17 protein-coding genes and 1 tRNA gene are annotated in these 17,253 nt (G+C 64.3%); 12 read left to right on the forward strand and 6 right to left on the reverse strand.

Annotation, left to right across the window (positions count from 1 at the left end; all coding sequences use genetic code 11):
- Positions 1-69: 69 nt before the first annotated feature.
- Positions 70-1,017 carry a tRNA-dihydrouridine synthase gene (locus DXT74_RS15935; protein WP_194426451.1) on the reverse strand — a complete coding sequence of 316 codons (948 nt, stop codon included), beginning with the start codon at positions 1,015-1,017 and terminating at the stop codon, positions 70-72.
- 58 nt (positions 1,018-1,075) lie between these two features.
- Between DXT74_RS15935 and DXT74_RS15940 the strand changes: the two genes are divergently transcribed.
- The 11 genes from DXT74_RS15940 (at position 1,076) to DXT74_RS15990 (ending at position 10,608) form a co-directional block, all read left to right on the forward strand.
- Positions 1,076-1,546 carry a GNAT family N-acetyltransferase gene (locus DXT74_RS15940; protein ID WP_043593569.1) on the forward strand — a complete coding sequence of 157 codons (471 nt, stop codon included), beginning with the start codon at positions 1,076-1,078 and terminating at the stop codon, positions 1,544-1,546.
- Positions 1,547-1,607: 61 nt separating this feature from the next.
- On the forward strand, positions 1,608-2,552 hold the full coding sequence (locus DXT74_RS15945) for a nucleoside hydrolase (RefSeq protein ID WP_194426452.1): 945 nt from the start codon (positions 1,608-1,610) through the stop codon (positions 2,550-2,552).
- A gap of 15 nt (positions 2,553-2,567) precedes the next feature.
- The gene (locus DXT74_RS15950; protein ID WP_043593565.1) at positions 2,568-2,783 is read left to right on the forward strand and encodes a DUF1653 domain-containing protein; all 216 of its coding nucleotides are present in this window, start codon (positions 2,568-2,570) and stop codon (positions 2,781-2,783) included.
- A gap of 8 nt (positions 2,784-2,791) precedes the next feature.
- Positions 2,792-3,745 (forward strand): histone deacetylase, encoded by a 954-nt coding sequence (locus tag DXT74_RS15955; protein ID WP_194426453.1) that lies wholly within the window; start codon positions 2,792-2,794, stop codon positions 3,743-3,745.
- On the forward strand, positions 3,742-4,266 hold the full coding sequence (gene msrA, locus DXT74_RS15960; protein WP_043641752.1) for a peptide-methionine (S)-S-oxide reductase MsrA: 525 nt from the start codon (positions 3,742-3,744) through the stop codon (positions 4,264-4,266). Before DXT74_RS15955 ends, msrA begins: the two co-directional genes overlap by 4 nt.
- 127 nt (positions 4,267-4,393) lie before the next feature.
- Positions 4,394-6,670, forward strand: coding sequence for an ATP-binding protein (locus DXT74_RS15965; protein ID WP_194426454.1), 2,277 nt, complete (start codon positions 4,394-4,396; stop codon positions 6,668-6,670).
- A gap of 21 nt (positions 6,671-6,691) precedes the next feature.
- The gene (locus DXT74_RS15970; protein ID WP_043641750.1) at positions 6,692-7,360 is read left to right on the forward strand and encodes a response regulator transcription factor; all 669 of its coding nucleotides are present in this window, start codon (positions 6,692-6,694) and stop codon (positions 7,358-7,360) included.
- A gap of 9 nt (positions 7,361-7,369) precedes the next feature.
- On the forward strand, positions 7,370-8,245 hold the full coding sequence (locus tag DXT74_RS15975; protein ID WP_019103054.1) for an NAD kinase: 876 nt from the start codon (positions 7,370-7,372) through the stop codon (positions 8,243-8,245).
- Between the two features lie 18 nt (positions 8,246-8,263).
- Positions 8,264-9,934, forward strand: a complete 1,671-nt coding sequence (recN, locus tag DXT74_RS15980) for a DNA repair protein RecN (RefSeq protein ID WP_043641747.1) — start codon at positions 8,264-8,266, stop codon at positions 9,932-9,934.
- A gap of 46 nt (positions 9,935-9,980) precedes the next feature.
- Positions 9,981-10,070 (forward strand) — tRNA-Ser (locus DXT74_RS15985).
- Between the two features lie 139 nt (positions 10,071-10,209).
- On the forward strand, positions 10,210-10,608 hold the full coding sequence (locus DXT74_RS15990; RefSeq protein WP_194426455.1) for an SRPBCC family protein: 399 nt from the start codon (positions 10,210-10,212) through the stop codon (positions 10,606-10,608).
- Between the two features lie 304 nt (positions 10,609-10,912).
- Here the strand turns inward: DXT74_RS15990 and DXT74_RS15995 are convergent, their stop codons facing one another.
- The 3 genes from DXT74_RS15995 to DXT74_RS16005 all read right to left on the reverse strand — a co-directional run bounded on the left by DXT74_RS15995 (position 10,913) and on the right by DXT74_RS16005 (position 14,581).
- The gene (locus DXT74_RS15995; protein ID WP_043641744.1) at positions 10,913-11,872 is read right to left on the reverse strand and encodes a diguanylate cyclase; all 960 of its coding nucleotides are present in this window, start codon (positions 11,870-11,872) and stop codon (positions 10,913-10,915) included.
- Positions 11,873-12,086: 214 nt separating this feature from the next.
- On the reverse strand, positions 12,087-13,208 hold the full coding sequence (locus DXT74_RS16000; RefSeq protein ID WP_161523612.1) for a P1 family peptidase: 1,122 nt from the start codon (positions 13,206-13,208) through the stop codon (positions 12,087-12,089).
- A gap of 2 nt (positions 13,209-13,210) precedes the next feature.
- Complete coding sequence (locus DXT74_RS16005) at positions 13,211-14,581, reverse strand: APC family permease (RefSeq protein WP_194426456.1); 1,371 nt, start codon at positions 14,579-14,581, stop codon at positions 13,211-13,213.
- Positions 14,582-14,695: 114 nt separating this feature from the next.
- Between DXT74_RS16005 and DXT74_RS16010 the strand changes: the two genes are divergently transcribed.
- On the forward strand, positions 14,696-15,487 hold the full coding sequence (locus tag DXT74_RS16010; protein ID WP_194426457.1) for a LuxR C-terminal-related transcriptional regulator: 792 nt from the start codon (positions 14,696-14,698) through the stop codon (positions 15,485-15,487).
- Positions 15,488-15,642: 155 nt separating this feature from the next.
- Here DXT74_RS16010 and DXT74_RS16015 read toward each other — a convergent pair whose 3' ends face one another.
- Entirely contained in the window at positions 15,643-16,416 is a 774-nt protein-coding gene (locus DXT74_RS16015) for a transporter substrate-binding domain-containing protein (protein ID WP_194426458.1), read from the reverse strand.
- Positions 16,417-16,507: 91 nt separating this feature from the next.
- On the reverse strand, positions 16,508-17,185 hold the full coding sequence (locus DXT74_RS16020) for a hypothetical protein (RefSeq protein WP_043593544.1): 678 nt from the start codon (positions 17,183-17,185) through the stop codon (positions 16,508-16,510).
- Positions 17,186-17,253: the final 68 nt, after the last annotated feature.

Genomic DNA, 17,253 nt, shown 5'->3' on the forward strand with positions numbered 1-17,253 from the left:
GCCCTGCTATACCAGTGCAGCGCGCAATTGAATGCTACACATTCCCATAGCATTTAGATATGAGTACATTTACTTAGCAAGCATGTCTCGCAGTACAGGCTCCACTTCGTCCGGCGTGGTCAGCCTGCGGATGCGCTCAAACAAGGCGCCGGCCTCCGGCCAGGTTCGTTTCAGTTGCCCCAGCCATTGCTTGGTGCGCGCCACCGGGTAGCGTCCATCCTCGGACTGGACGCGGCCCTGCAGGAACAAGTCCAGCACCCAGGGCTGCATCTCGTTCCAGGGCATGGGTTCGACACCGTCCTGGCGCTTGATGCGCAAAGCCAGGTCCGGGCAGGCAACCAGGCCCCGCCCTATCATCACCGTGTCGCAGCCGCTTTGCTCGCGGATGGCGCGGTAATCGTCCAGCGTCCACACTTCGCCGTTGGCCACCACGGGCACCGCCACGCTCTCGCGGATGCGGGCGATCCAGTCCCAGTGCGCCGGCGGGCGGTAGCCCTCCACCTTGGTGCGGCCATGCACCGCCAGTTCCTGCGCGCCGCCGGCCTCCAACGCCCGCGCGCACTCCAGCGCCCGGCTCTTGTCTTCATAGCCCAGCCGCATCTTGGCGGTAACCGGTATTTCGGCTGGCACCGCCGCGCGCACCGCTTGCACGATCTGGAACAGCAGTTCAGGGTCGTTAAGCAAAACGGCGCCGCCGCGATGGCGGTTGACAGTGGGAGCCGGACAGCCGAAATTCAGATCTATGCCCGGCGCGCCCAGGCTGGCGGCCTTGGCCGCGTTCTCGGCCAGGCAAACCGGGTCCGAACCCAGCAATTGCACTCGTACCGTAACGCCGGCGCGGGTCTTGCCGCCGCGCGCCAGCTCCGGCGCCAGCCGCATGAAGGTGCGGGAGGGCAAAAGCGCCGAGGTGACGCGGACAAACTCGGTCACGCACAGATCAATGCCGCCCACCCGGGTCAGCACATCGCGCATCGCCTCGTCCACCAGGCCCTCCATCGGGGCAAGAACCAATTTCATTGCAAACATCGCCGGAAAAAAGGCGAATATTGTACCGCAAAGCGGGGAAAGGCATTCAATGCAAATCGCTATTCGCCAGGCCGACGCGGAGTCCGTCGGCTCATGGCTGCCCTTATTTCTGGCCTATCTCGATTTTTATCGGACAACGCAGCCGGCGGAGGCCTGCGCCGCCTTTCTGGAACAGCGGCTGCGCAAGGGCGAAGCGGTGGTTTTCCTGGCCGAAGACGCGGCCGGCGTCCAAGGCTTCGCCCTGCTCTATCCTGGTTTCTCCTCGCTAGACTTGCGTCCGCACTGGTTGCTGCACGACTTGTTCGTATCGCCGGCCTCTCGCGGAGGCGGCGTCGGCCAATTATTGCTGGAACATTGCCAGCGCCATGTCGCCGCGCTGGGCGGCGGCGTCACGCTGCAAACCGCGCACGACAACCTGAACGCGCAGCGGCTGTATGAACGATCAGGGTTTAAACTGGATACCGAATTCAGAGTCTATGAATGGAGCGAGCCCTCGTCGTCAGCGCCGGCCGCGCCTTGACGCGCCGCCAAGCGCTGCGGCATCCTTCGCCCCCTTGATGACATTGCCCATTGGAGCCGACATGAAACAGCACCGCGTCATTTTCGATACGGACCCCGGCCTGGACGATGCGGTCGCCATCCTGTTCCTGCTGGGCGCGCGCGCTGACATCGAGCTCTTGGGGCTGACCACGGTGGCCGGCAACGTCGGCGTGGAACTGACCACCCGCAACGCCCGCATGGTCTGCGAATGGGCCGGACGCGGCGACGTGCCCGTCTACGCCGGCGCAGACCGGCCGCTGGTCCAGCCCTACCAGGGCGCCGAACATGTGCATGGCGCCAGCGGCCTGGACGGCGCGCCGTTGCACGAACCCGTGATGCCGGTGCGCTCAGAGCATGCGGTGGACTTCATCATCGACACGCTGCGCCGCGAACCTCCGGGCAGCGTCACCCTTTGCCCGGTGGGGCCATTGAGCAATATCGCGCTGGCCCTGCGCCGGGCGCCGGACATCGCCGCGCGCATTGGCCGCATCGTACTCATGGGCGGCGGCTATTTCGCCGGCGGCAATATGACCCCAGCGGCGGAGTTCAACATTCATACCGATCCGCACGCGGCGGACATTGTGTTGCGCAGCGGCGCGCCCATCGTCATGTTGCCGCTGGATGTCACCCACCAGGCAACCACCACTCCGGCGCGCGTGGCGCTGCTGCGCGACCTCCCCAACCGCTGCGGGCCGCTGGCGGCCTCGCTGCTGACGTCTCTGGAGCGCTACGACGTGCAAAAGCTGGGCCAGGACGGCGCGCCGGTGCACGACCCCTGCGTGATCGCCTACCTGCTGCGCCCCGATCTGTTCCGCGGCCGCATCGTCAACGTGGTAGTGGAACTGGCCGGCCACTACACCACCGGAGCCACCGTGGTGGACTGGCACGGAGAATCCGGCCGCGAGCCCAACGCGCTCTACCTGACCGAGGTGGACGCCGACGGCCTGTTCCAACTGATGGCCGAGGCCCTCGCCCATCTGCCGTAAACCCAAGGAGGCCCCATGAAAATCGCTCCCGGCATTTATCGCCATTACAAAGGACCGCTCTACGAAGTATTGGGTACCGCCACCCACTCCGAAACCGGTGAACTGCTGGTGATGTACCGCGCGCTTTACGGCGAGTTCGGCCTGTGGGCGCGCCCGGCCGGCATGTTCGAGGAAAGCGTCGCTCACGAGGGCCAGACCCTGCCGCGTTTCGCCTTGGTCAAAGCCTTCTGAGCGCCGCGATGCGCATTTTCCGCACCGATCAATTTCCGCTGCCGCTACCGCCCGGCCATCGCTTCCCCGCGCAAAAATACGCGCTGCTGGCGCAGGCGGTGGCGAGGTTCGCCGCCGAAGCAATGGACGCCGCGCCGGCGGCCAGCCGCTACGAGTTGGCGCAGGCCCACGACGACGCCTATCTGGACAAGGTGTTCAACGGCGCGCTCAGCGCCGCCGAGCAGCGCGAGATCGGCTTGCCCTGGAGCCCGCAACTGCTGGAACGCAGCCGTCGCTCGGTGGGCGCCACCATCGCCGCCGCCCGCTGGGCGCTGGCGCGCGGCTGCGGCGTCAACCTGGCCGGCGGCACCCACCACGCCGGCCGCGCGATGGGCAGCGGATTTTGCGTGTTCAACGACATCGCCGTGGCCGCGCGGCTGATGCTGGACGAAGGCCTGGCCCGACGCGCGCTGGTAATAGACCTGGACGTGCACCAGGGCGACGGCACCGCCGCCATCACGCGCGGCGACGACCGCATCTTCACCTTCTCCATGCACGGCGCCGGCAACTTTCCCTTCCGCCGCGAAGCCAGCAACCTGGACATAGAACTGCCGGACGGCGCCAGCGACGAAGCCTATCTCGCCATTCTGGCCGAGCAACTGCCGCGCCTGTTCGCCACGGACCCGGACCTGGTGTTCTACCTGGCCGGCGCCGACCCCTACGCCGGCGACCGCCTGGGCAAGCTGGCGCTAAGCTTCGACGGCCTGGCCGCACGAGACCGCATGGTGCTGGAAGCCTGTCGTCAGGCCAAGGCCGCTGTCGCCGTCGTCATGGGCGGCGGCTACGCGGTGCCAATTGAGGACACCGTGGCGATCCAGACCGAAACCGTGCGCCTGGCTTGGCAAATTTTCGGCGCCGAGGGACAGATCCCTCTCCCCGACACGACTCATACTCATCCCACCCGTCAATGGAGCCAAACATGAAAACCGCAACCTTCGCAGGCGGCTGCTTCTGGTGCATCGAAAGCGCCTACAACCGCTTGGCCGGCGTCCACAGCGCCATTTCCGGCTATACCGGCGGCCCCGGCGCCAACCCCAGTTACAAGGAAGTCTGCGGCGGCCGCAGCGGCCACGTGGAAGCGGTGCAGATCCGCTACGACCCGGCCCAGATCGATTACGACACCCTGCTGCGCGCCTTCTTCGCGTTGCACGACCCCACCACCCTCAACCGCCAGGGCAACGACGTCGGCCCCCAATACGCGTCGGTGCTGTTTTACCACGACGAAGAACAGCGTCAGGCGGCGGAACGAAAGCTGGCGGACCTGGCCGGCGACTACCCGGCGCCCATCGTCACTCGGCTGGAGGCAGCGGCGCCTTTTTATCCGGCGGAAGACTATCACCAGCAATACTTTGATCAACATGGCCACGAGCCCTATTGCCAGATGGTTGTAGCGCCAAAATTGGCCAAGTTTCAGCAACATTTTTCTGTTTACTTGAAGAAATAAGCCACACCCTGCCAGGGGCGAACCCAGCTCCCGGCTTGGTTCGCGCGCCCCGGGCATCGCCGCTATAATCCGGCACAGTAGCGGCGATGCCCAGATTGGCTGCGCGCCGGACGAACCCAACCTCCCCATGGCAGACAAGCACAGCATCATCACTGCATTCCGCACCGCCTTCACCCGTCACCTGGACCTGTTGCGCACCGCCTCCCCCCGCGGACGCCTGGCCTGCGCCGTGTTGTGGCTGCTCACCTTCGCCCTGTTGCTGGGCCAATCGGTGGCGCTGGACCTCAATCAGCAGCATCAGGAACACCAACAGGTGCACAGCCTGATTCTCTCCGGCCTGCAGACCCGCCTGCAGGAAAGCGAGATGCTGCAACAAAGCGTGGTCGACATCGTCGATCAGGAAAACAGCCTGCGTGAAGCGCGCATCCGCCTATTGGTGGAGTCTCTGGCGCGCGAACAGCCTCAGCTCTACTTCATCGGCTACCAGCCGCTGGTCAGCCACGCTTACCGCCGCGAATTCGAACGCATGCGCAGCCAGCTGCAAGGCCAGCCCTACCGCATCCGCGACTACCAGCACCAGCAGGACAACGCCTGGGACCAGCAACAAGCCTGGCGGCTGGCGGCTAAACGGCCGCGCTACCTGCCGCTGAGCATGGCCGAGCCCGGCCTGGCCTCCGACGATTGGCGCGAAATGGGCCTGGACCTGCTGGCCGACACCGTGCTGGCGCCCACCGTCCACCGCGCGATGGGTCAGGGCGAGGCGGTATCCCCGGTGCTGCGCCTCAACAACGGCAAGCAGGCCCTGGCTTTCTTCTCCGCCATCTACAATACCGAAGCCCCCTCGCCAGTGCCGCTGGTGCGCAGCGAGCAGACCGCGGGCATGGTGGTGCAGGTGCTGGCGCTGGACAAGCTGGTCAGCCTGACCCCCAATATGGCGACGCGCTACAGCGTGGCCTTACAGCGCAAGGACAGCGCGCCCAGCGGCTACGACCCGCTCATCTACCGCCATCAGCAACAGGACCAGCCCGGCTGGCTGGCGCAATGGCTGCTGCCGGCCCTGGAAATCCGCAAGAGCCTGGACACGCCCTACCTGCCCTATGAACTGACGGTGCGCCGCCAGCTCAGTTTCGACCGCACCGCTCCGCTGGAACTCCTGCTCAGCGCCGTCTTCTCCATGGTGCCGGCCTACCTGTTGCTGGTCATCCTGGCGCTGCGGGCGCAAAACCGCCAGGCGCAGGAACAGGCGCAAGACAAGCTCCACCGCGAGCGCGAATACGCGATGGTGGCGCTCAGCGGCATCAGCGACGCTGTGATCAGCATCGACATCGACCTGAGCATCCGCTACCTCAACCCGGCGGCGGAAACCCTGCTTGGCCTCAAAGCCCGGGACGCCGCGCAACGCAAGCTGCATCAAGTGGTGAGGCTCAACTACGAGTTTGCGCGCCAGGTAGAGGAGGATCCGGTGCACAAGGCCATCCAGCGCCGCGAAACCGTGCTGCTGGCGCAAAACTGCTATCTGATGCGCAGCGACGGCGAAAAACTGCTGATCGAAGGCTCGGTTTCCCCGCTGCCTGGCCGCGACGGCCGGCTGATGGGCGCGGTGCTGACCTTCCGCGATACCGCGCCGATCCGCCGCCGCATGCTGGCCGCGCTGGAAGCCAGCGAAACCCGCCTGCGCCAGCACGAAATGGAGCTGGCCCGCGTCGCCCGCATCAACACCATGGGCGAGATGGCCTCCGGCATCGCACACGAGATCAACCAACCGCTGTCCGCCATCATGAGCTACTGCCAGGCCGGCCTCAGCCTGCTGGAAGACGAAGAGCCGGACATGGCCATGCTGCGCCGCGCGCTGGATTCCTCCGTCACCCAAGCCAGCCGCGCCGGTCAAATCATCCAGCGCCTGCGCGAATTCGTGATCAAAAAAACCCAGCAATTCACCCCCATTGATCTGAACCAGGTGGTGGACAATGCGCTCAACCTGCTGGAATACGAACTAAAAACCCACGATATTCATATTGAGCAGAATATTTGCCATGATCTGCCCTTGGTCTACGCTGACAACATACAACTGGAACAAGTGGTGCTGAACCTGATGCGCAACGCGCTGGACGCCATGGAAACCGTCGCCCCCTGGGGGCGGCTCAGCATCGCCACTAGCCTGAACGGCCGCTGGATCCGGCTCAGCATAGGCGACAACGGCGCCGGCATCGCGCCGGAATTGCTGGATCGCATCTTCGCGCCCTTCTTCAGCACCAAAGCCAGCGGCATGGGATTGGGCCTGGCCATCTGCCAGACTGCCATAGAAGCGTTTGGCGGCAAGCTGAGCGCACGCAACAAATCAACCGGCGGCGCGGAATTCATCATTGAACTGCCGCAAAGGGACGCGCCGCCGTCAACGGGGTAACCGGCAGGAGTCAAAAACACAATGCAAAACACCACGCCAACCGTCTACATCGTCGACGACGATCCGGCCGTACTGGATTCGCTGGCCATGCTCATCGCCGCGCAAGGCATGCGCACCGTCACCTTCCCCAACGCGATGGAATTTCTCGCCCACTACGGCGGCAACGACATCGCCTGCCTGGTGCTGGACATCCGCATGCCGCAAATCAACGGCCTGGCGCTGCAGGAGCAACTGATCAATAAAAACGTGACCTTGCCCATCGTTTTCATCACCGGCCACGGCGACATCGAACAATGCCGCCGCGCCTTCCAAACCGGCGCCATCGACTTTCTGACCAAGCCGATAGACCAAGCGCGGCTGATCGAAAGCCTGCGCAAGGGCATACGCCTCAGCATCCTGCAACACCGCAAGGAAGAAGAAACCCAGGAAGTGATGGGCCTGCTCGCCCGCATCAGCGGCCGCGAGCGCGAAGTGCTGGAACTGGTGGCGGACGGCATGTCCAGCAAGGAAATCGCCCGGGTGCTGGACCTGTCTCCGCGCACCATAGAAGTACATAGGGCCAACCTGTTCAACAAACTCGGTGTAGACTCTCTGGCGGACCTGGTGCGCTTCTACCTGAAAGCGCTGGAAGCCACCGGCAAGAAACCCAACGACGACAGTTTTTTGAACGATACGCCCACCCCTTACTGAAACAACGCCATGGAACGACTGTTCAAACACGTCTGCCTGGTGGCGCGGCACAGCAAGCCCGCCATCGTCGAATCCCTGCGCCGGCTGGCCGACCACCTGTCCGCCTCCGGCGCCACCGTGCTGATCGACAAAGACAGCGCCACCCAGCAAGAAGCCGGCCCGCACGCGCTGATAGACCGCAACGACATGGGCAAGCTGGCCGACATCGTCATTGTGCTGGGCGGCGACGGCACCATGCTGTCCATCGCCCGGCTGCTGGCCCCCTATCGGGTGCCGCTGATCGGCATCAACCAGGGGCGGCTGGGCTTCATGACCGATATCCCGCTGCACGAGATGTTGGACTCGGTGGACGCCATCCTGCGCGGCGATTTCGTGCCGGAAGACCGCATCCTGCTGCAAGCCGCGGTGATACGCGAAGACGCGGAGGTGGCCAACGCGCTGGCGTTCAACGACGTGGTGTTCAGCCGCGGCGCGATGGGCTCGATGATAGAATTCGAAGTCTTCATCGATAACCAGTTCGTCTACAGCCAACGCTCGGACGGCCTCATCGTCTCCACCCCCACCGGCTCCACCGCCTACTCGCTGGCCTCCGGCGGCCCCATCCTGCACCCCACGCTGCAGGCCATCGCCTTGGTCCCCATCTGCCCGCAATCGCTGAGCAACCGCCCCATCGCGGTCAATGACTCCTGCGAAGTGGAATTCATGCTCACCCGCGGCCTGGACGCGCGCGTGCACTTCGACGGCCAATCCCATTGCGACCTGATGGAAATGGACCGCGTGCTGATCCGCCGCTACCGCAACCCGCTGCGCATCCTGCATCCAGTGGGTTACAACTACTACGACATGCTGCGCCACAAGCTCCACTGGGGCGAGCGCCTGCTCTGACACCTGACGCGAACACCCATGCTCCTATCGCTGACTGTTAAAGACTTCGTCATCGTCGACAGCATCTCGCTGGACTTCCAAGCCGGCTTCACCGTGCTCACCGGCGAAACCGGCGCCGGCAAGTCCATACTGCTGGACGCCTTGAGCCTGCTGCTGGGCGACCGCGCAGAAGGCGCCCAAGTGCGCGAAGGCGCCGAACGCGCCGAGATCACCGCCGAATTCGACACCCGCGGCCGCCCGGAAATCGACGCATGGCTGGAAGAAAACGGCCTCAACGGCGACGACGACGTGCTCCTGCTGCGCCGGCTGCTGGATAAATCCGGTCGCTCGCGCAGCTTCGTCAACGGCCAGGCCGCCACCCTTAGCCAACTCAAGCAGCTGGGCGAATTTTTGGTCGACATCCACGGCCAGCACGCCCACCAGTCGCTGATGAAAGCCGACGCCCAGCGCCAGCTGCTGGATGCCTACGCCGGCTCCACCGCGCTGGCCCGCGACGTGCACAAAGCCTGGCAGGACTGGCAAGCCGCCCGCCGCGCCCGCGCCGACGCCGAACGGCTGTCGCGCGAATCCGAAGTCGAGCGCGAAAGGCTGAACTGGCAGATCAACGAACTGAGCGAACTCAATCTACAACCGGACGAATGGAGCGCGTTGAACCAAAGCCATTCCCGGCTGGCCAACGCCGCCGAACTGGCGCAAAGCGCACAGCTGGCGGTGGACACCCTGTCCGAGATGGACAACAGCTGCCTGACCATGCTGTCCCAGGTGCAAACCCGGCTCAGCAAGCTGGCCAACCTGGACCCGCGGCTGGCGGACACCCTGTCGCTGTTGGACTCCGTGGACGCCGAACTGCGCGAAGTGGTCTACAGCCTGCGCGACTACGCCAGCGACATCGACGAAAACCCCGGCCAGCTGGCCGAAGTGGAAAGCCGGCTCGACGCGCTGATGAGCATCGCGCGCAAATACCGGGTTCAGCCGCAAGACCTGCAGGAAAAACTGGACGACTGGCAGCAACAGCTGCAAGCACTGGAAGCCTCCGCCGACATCGAAGCGCTGTCCCTGGCGGAAACCTCCACCTTGGCGCGCTACCGCACGCAGGCCGAAGCGCTGTCCGGTAAACGCCGCCAAGCCGCCAGCGAGCTGTCCGCGCGCATCGGCGCGGAAATGCAGCACCTGGCGATGAGCGGCGCGCGCTTCGCCATCGAACTGGCGCCCCTGTCCGAGCCCAGCGCCCACGGCCTGGAATCCATCGAATACCTGGTGGCGGCCAACGCCGGCACCAGCCTGCGCCCGCTGGCCAAAGTGGCCTCCGGCGGCGAACTGTCCCGCATCAGCCTGGCCATGCAGGTGGTGATCAGCCAAGTGGCCAGCGTGCCCACGCTGATCTTCGACGAAGTGGACGTCGGCATCGGCGGCCGCGTCGCAGAAGTCATCGGCCACATGCTGCGCCAGCTGGGCCAGCGCTACCAAGTGCTGTGCATCACCCACCTGCCGCAAGTGGCCTCCTGCGGCAGTCACCACTGGCAGGTCAGCAAGAGCGAGCACAAAGGCCGGGTCAAGAGCCACATCGAACCGCTGGACAGCGAACAGCGGGTGCTGGAAATCGCCCGCATGCTGGGCGGCGTGGAGCTGACCCAGACCACGCGCGAGCACGCGGCGGAAATGCTGGCGTCAAATGCGCCGGCCCTCTAGTCAAAGCGGCTAAGACCCGCTAGAATTGCGCCCTCTTACCGAATCGGGAAGCGTGGCAGAGTGGTTTAATGCAACGGTCTTGAAAACCGTCGTGGGTGCGAGCCCACCGTGAGTTCGAATCTCACCGCTTCCGCCAAAACAATGGCCCAAGCAGATGCTTGGGCCATTGCCGTTTCAGAACCACCAGATCGTTGATTTCGCTGGCCACCCTGGCCTTGGCACACATGATCCGCCGTCGGCTACACTCAAAGAGCATTGCCTCGCCGGAGAACCCGATGTCCACGCCGCCGCGCCACCTCAGCGTCAGCATCGCCTGTCCTTTTGCCCGCGCCTACGCCTTGCTGGCGCCGCCGGAAAATTTTCCTCTGTGGGCGTCCGGCCTGGCCGGGGCCTTGCGCCGCGACGGCGATGGCTGGCTGGCGGAAACGCCTCACGGCGTGATGCCCTTGCGCTTTTCGCCGGCCAACGCCTACGGCGTGCTGGATCACTGGGTGTCGCCGCCCGGTCTGGCGGAAATCTACGTCCCCTTGCGCCTGCTGGCGCGGGACGAGGGTTGCGAGCTGCTGTTGACGCTGTTCCGCCAGCCGGGTATCGACGACGCGCAATTCGAAGCCGACGCCGACTGGGTGGCGCGCGATCTGGCCGCGGCCAAAGCCTGGCTGGAGCGGGACTGAGCGGCCGCGTTCAGTGCGCCGCCCGCGCCGCTTCGGCGGTGAAGCAGTGCAGCACGTGCCGGCCTATGCTGCCCGCCAGATATGTGCGCTCGGTACTCATAGAGGTCGGGACGGCGCTCCAGGCGGCGCGCCCACTCTGAAAACGTGTTTACGCTCTTGCAAGCAAGAGCGAGGCTTTGAACGGACTCATGAATATTATTCGGAACGCATGCAATGCGCAGTCTGTTTTCAGACCAAAGGGGCATGAAAAGTGAAAGTTCCGGCGCAAAAACCACACGGACAGCCACGAAAAACTTGGTTGCGGCTACCTTTTAGCGGCTTTGATCGAATACATCAGTTCATCGCCCTCCGCCAGTAAGGCCTCGATGGAGAAATGGCGCTCCGCGTCCAGCTCCACGATGCCGACGGAAAACGCCAGCGGATACGGCTGCCCGGAGCTGGCGTTGTAAGCGTCCAGATGGCGTGCGAATTTGGCCATCGCCGCCTGCGCCCGCTCCTGCCCGACATCGGACAGCAACACCACGAACTCGTCTCCGCCTAGCCGCGCCAGCAAGTCCGCGGATCGAAAAGAGCCATGCATCAGCTCAGCGAAGGCCGCCAGCGCCTGGTCGCCGGCGGCGTGACCGAAGCAATCGTTGATCGCCTTGAACTTGTCCAGGTCCATAAAAGCCAGGCTGACCGGCAGGTTTTGCCGCGCGCAGAAATTGAGGCTGTACTGCGCCAGCAGCCGGAAACCTCGCCGGTTGGAAAGGCCTGTCAGTTCATCCGTAGTGGCGGCCTGAAAGGCAATCAGTTCCGCCTCCACCATGCGCGCCAGATCGTGCAGCGCCTGTGCGTCGTCGTGATCGAACTCCCGCGGCTGGACATCGATCACACACAGAGTGCCCACCTTGGCACCGTTGGCGGCATGCAGCGGACAACCGGCGTAGAAACGGATATGCGGCGCGCCCGTCACCAGCGGATTGTCGGCGAAACGTTCGTCCGCCAAGGCGTCCGGGATGTAGAAGATGTCATCGCCCAGAATGGCGTGGCCGCAAAAGGAAATATCGCGCTCTGTTTCCACCGTCGACATGCCGACGCAGGACTTGAGCCACTGGCGGTTTTCGTCCACTAGGCTGACCAAGGCGATAGGCACCCGGAACAAGCGCTTGGCCATGCGGGTTAGCCGGTCGAAACGCTCCTCCGCCGCCGTGTCCAGCACGCCCAACGCGCGTAGGGTCGCCAAACGCTGCGGCTCGTCCGCCGGAATGTCCGGTGTCTTCATGCCCGCCTCCTGCACGTCGATTCGCCGCCGGGGCGGCCACACAATGATAATAGCATCACATGGCGCAAACCCAATGCAGGAGCCTGACGGACCTGCGGCTTAGAGCCGCTAACAAAACCTCGCAGAGAACCTGAGCCAAGGCGCGCCGACGCAGGCAGTACAAGTAGTACGACAAGGAGGCGCAACGCAGGATCAGGGGTTTGGTTAGCGGGTCTTAACGCGGACGCCAGCCGCTTTCCCTCAGCGCGCTCAGCAAGCGCTCGGCCTTAAGTCCATGCGCCGCGTGACCGTGGTTGCCCGTCAGATCTCCCGCCGCCAGCAAGGCGTTGACGATGGCCTCTTCCACCGCTTCCGCCGCCGCCTCGAACAAGGGCGACAGATGGTCCGCGTTCACCATTTCCACCGCGCAGGTCAACTCGCCCTTGCCGGCGTAATCGGTCATCGGCAAGCCCTGATTGCCAGTGGCGAAGGCCACGAAGATGTCGCCGCTGGAGTCCTCGGTGCCGCCGCCAGTGCGGGCGATGCCGATGCCGGCGCGCTGCGCCAGCCGCCGGCATTGATCCGGCAACAAGGGTGCGTCGGTGGCCAGCACCGCCACGATGGAACCCATGCCGGGCTGCGGCAGCCGTCCGGTTTCAAACGGCGAGGGAATCTCCATGCAACTCAGCTGGCGGCCTACCGGGTAGCCCTCCACCAATAGCGAGCTTCGCTTGCCATGATTGGCCTGCACCAACGCCCCCACGGTCCAGCCGCCCGCCTCCGCCGGCAGCCGCCGCGAGGCGGTGCCGATGCCGCCTTTGAATTCGTGGCAGATCATGCCGCTGCCGCCGCCCACGCTGCCCTCGGCAGGCAAGCCGCCGCTGGCCGCCTTTTGCGCGGCGCGCGCGTGCTCCGCCGTCACGTGGAAGCCGTTGATGTCGTTGAGCAGGCCGTCAAAGGTTTCCAGCACCACCGGCATGGTCCAATACAGCTGAGGCTCTCCGGCCACCGCCTCGCGCTCGCTGGCGATCAAGGCGTCTCGCACCACGCCCACGCTGTGGGTATTGGTCAGCGCGATCGGCGTGCTCAGCACGCCGGCCTCGCGCAGCCACTCCAGCCCGGTGGCGTCGCCGTTGCCGTTCAAGACATGCACGCCGGCAAAGCACGGCCTGCGCCGCGCCAAACCCGGCCGCGGCTCAATCACCGTGACCCCCGTGCGTGCGCGGCGGCCGTCGTCGAAATCCGCCCAGGCGGCGGCATGCCCCACCCGCACGCCGGGCACGTCCGTAATCGCGTTCAAGGGGCCGGGCTCGCCCTGGCCGATGCGAATGCCCAATGCCCTGGCTCGTTTCAACATAATCACCTCTCTTTCTGTTCTTCAACGATCAATACCGCGACGGGCTGCTTACGGCCCGCCAGCAAGAGCCCGGTCAGCGCGATGCCGCCGATAATCCACCAGTCGCGCGCCGGCGCGTCCCGCAGCACCGCCCACAACAGGGCCAGGCTGCCAACCGCCGCCAGCAAGGGCGGCCACGGCCAGCCCGGCATGCGGTAAGGGTGAGGGTGCAGGCCCAGGCGGCTGCGCAAGGCCGCCAGCGCCAGCAATAAGTAGTTCAGCATCAGGATGATTACGGTGAAGGAAGCCAGATCGCCCAAGCTGGAATGAAAGGTCAACAAGGCGGATGGGATGGCCAATGCCAGCGTGGCCACCCAGGGCGTGCCAAAGCGCGGATGGATGCGCTGCAGCGCCCGGCTCGCCGGCGCCGGCCATAAGCCGTCCCTGCCGCTGGAGTACAAAAAGCGGCCGCTTTGCACCACGATGGCGATGATGGCGTTGAATACCGATAAAAAGATGCCGCCGCTGATCACCCGCGCCAGCGTCGGGCTGCTCAAATGACTCAGCACGTAGTTGATGGGGTCAGCCTGCCGGCTCATCTCCGCCAGCGACGGCGCCCCCAGGATCAAGGCGGTCACCGGTATCAGCTCCACCAGTACCACGATGGACAGCGCAGCCAGCACCGCCCGCGCCACCGGCCGGCCGCTTTCTCGCATGTCCTCGGCAAAGTACACCGCCCCGCCAAAACCGTTGTAAGCGAACACGGCCGTCCCCACCATGGCGAAGATTGTCGCGGCGGACACCGCGCTCGGGCCGCCGTCGGCCCCCGCCTTTACCGGCTGCCACAGCACCGTCGCCGGCTGTTGCGCCTCGCTGAAACCCAGCCAGGCGATCAAGGCCAAGGCGGCCAGCTCCAGCAGCAGGAAGGAGCCGGTCAGCCAGGCGTTCAGCTTGATGTCCAGCACCGCGATGCCGAAGCACAGCACAATCATGGCCAGCGCCACTTCAGCGCCGTCCAGCCGGGTGCCCAGCGCGGAATTCAGATAGGGCGCGGCGCCGGTGGCCAGCACCGCGGGAATGAACAGCAGCAGACACAGAATCAGCAGATACATCTGCAGGCTGAGCGCTCGGCCGAACACCCGTTCGATGATCACGTATTCTCCGCCGGCGTTGGGGTGGGCCGCGCCCAGCTCGGCGTAGCAAAGCGCGAACGCGACGGCCAGCGCCGCCGCCAGCGCGAAGGCCAAAAAAGCCCCGCTGCCGGCGCCTTGCAGCGCAAACGGCGCAATCACGAAAATGGAACTGGCCGGCGTCACGCCGGATACGGTAATCAACACGACATCCGTCACGCTCAACGAGCGGCGCAATCCCGGACTGCTTGCTTCTTGGCTCATGCTGTTCTCCTCTTGTCGCTATGGTCTTGTAGTCAGACTTGCGGAAGACAGTGTATTTTGACGCGAGAAGGTGCCCAATCACCGTGATGGGTTACCCCAAGCGGGGATTGCCGGATGGAAGCTTTGTTGAAGGAACTGCCGCTGCACCATCATCTGGCTCAGCTGATGGCGCAAATTGGCCTGCCCGGGTTTTGGCGTCAGATGGTTTTGCTGTTGCGCGGCGGCGTGCCGCTGGACAATGCGCTGGCCGCCTGTTACCACACGGATGCGCCGCCGCGGATTCTGGAAGAGTGCGATTTTCAACATCAAGCCGCGGCGTCGCCGATGGCGCTTTACTGCCAGGGGCTGTACCTGCTGGACCCCTTCTATCAATACACCCAGCACCCCTTTGTCGACGGCATCCACCACTTACCCGACATCGCGCCGGACCACTTCCGTCAAAGCGAATATTTTCAACGCTACATGAGCGGCGAAGTCGGCGTGGACGAGGTTCAGGTGCTGCTGCGCGTCGATGCGGGACAGGTCTTGTCATTGTCGCTGGGCAAGGCCAGCGAGTTCGAGCCGGCCGACATCGGCAAGCTGCGCGTGATGCAGCCATGGCTGCTGTCCGCAATGCGGCGCCACTGGCAGTTGAGCTCCGCGCCCGCACCGCCTTCTGCCCGCCTGTCCGACCAACTGACTCAAACGCTGAGTCATTTTGGCCACGGCAAGCTGTCAGAGCGCGAAGCCGAGGTGGCGCGGCTGACGCTGTGCGGCCTGTCCAGCAAGGCCATCGCCCAGCAATTGGCCATTTCGCCGGAAACGGTCAAGGTGCACCGCCGCAATCTGTATCTGAAGCTCGGCGTGGCCAGCCACGCCGAGCTGTTCAATTGCTATATCGAGCAACTACGCGGCAGTGAAACTTAGGACCTGTTCACGATCTGCCGCGCGTTGTGAGACGTGACACGGTGAGTACCCCTTCGAAATGTTCATGTGTAGCGCTTGCACATTCCGCTTTCTCAGCGGTTTTCGCCTTGTCTCGCCCTAACTCGCGAGATCGTAAACACATTCTTAGATCCCGCTTAGTTTCCCAGCCACTTGGCCGACAAGCCGGCGAACTCGCCGTTTTGCAGTGTCTGGCTCAGCCACTGGTCCACCCAGGCTTTCCAGCGCCAGTCATTGGGCAGCAGATAGGCTTTTTGCGAAAAGTCGAACGGCTTGTCCGGGTGTACCGCACACAGCTCCGGGTGCAGCTTTTGCTGGTAACGGGTTTCCACCGCATCGGTCACCATCAGATCCGCCTTGCCGTCCATGATCTGCTTGAAAATGGTCACGTTGTCCGGATGCACGGTCAACGCGGCCGCCGGCAGGCGGGCGCGAGCGAACTTTTCATTAGTGCCGCCCGGGTTGACGATCAGTTTGACCTGAGGCTGGTTGATCTGGGCGATGGTCTGGAAACGCTGGACGTTTTCGCAGCGGGTGATCGGCGTCTTGCCGTCGTTCAGATAAGGCAAGGAGTACAGCGCCCTCTTCTGCCGCTCCAGATTGATCGACACCCCGCTCATCGCGATATCGAACTTGCCGGCAGCGTGGTCGCGCATCAGCGTCGGCCAGCTGGTGGCCACCAGCTCCAACTTGACGCCCAGCGCCCGCGCCAGGCTCTGGGCCATTTCGATATCCAGGCCGCGGTAGTCGCCGCCGGAATCGCGTTCGCTGAACGGGCGGTAGTCGCCGGTGGTGCCCACCCGCACGCTGCCGCGTTGCAGGATGTCGTCCAAGCGGTCCGCCAGCGCCGGCTGGCCCGCCATCAGGCTGCCCACCAACAGGCCGCCCAGCATTTGTTTTTGCTTCATCATGGTCGTTTTTTCTTGTGATGTTTACTCGGCGGGCGCTGCCAGCACCCGGCTCGAGCTATCTGCTGGCCCGCAGCAGATCATGAACAGATTCTCAATAAGCCAGCGGGAAGGCGAAGACTTCGCGCTGATAGGTTTCCACCACCACGCTGAACGGCGCGTTGTCGCTGCCGCGATACAGCACGGCGCGGTGTTGCAGCACTTGCTGGGCGATATCCAGCCCGGCGGCGGCGGTCTCCGAAGCAGCGGCTTTCATTTCCCAGCCAGCCGGCAACGGAGACCACAGCAGCTTGACCTCCTCGGTCTGCCTGCGGAAATTCAGCGCGGCTACCGCGCGGCCAAACGGCACATCGCTGCTGTCCAGCAGGCGGTTCATTTCCGCGCTCAGCTTGGAGGGCAGATACCAGTTATCGGCCTCGGACAGCACGTGTTCGCCGCAGGCCAATTGCACGCGGCGGTAGGCGATGCGTTCGCCCGGCCGCGCCTGCAACTGGGCTCGCACTTCCGCGCTGGCGTCCTTGTGGTCCGCCGGATTGCGCAAGGCGCGAATCTGGGCCGGCGACGCCATCCGGTGATCGGCGCACCACTGCTGCAAAGTGCGGGTGGCGCTGCTATTGCTCAGCAAGGTGGCGTTCAAGGTTTGCAACAGAGCCAGCGCCTTGACGCGGGTGTCGCGGCCATCCTGCCAGCCGGGATAGGACCAGGCCTCCGCCAAGACCGGTCCGGCGGTCAGCCACAAACAGCCTGCGGCCAGAAGCGTTTTTTTATGCATTGGGATTCCCAAGTCAATCATGGAGCGGAAAATAATAAAGCAAAAACTTTAAGTTTGATAGCAAGCGG

This window comes from Chromobacterium sp. Rain0013 (assembly GCF_015291765.1).
GTDB classification, from domain to species: Bacteria; Pseudomonadota; Gammaproteobacteria; order Burkholderiales; family Chromobacteriaceae; genus Chromobacterium; species Chromobacterium haemolyticum.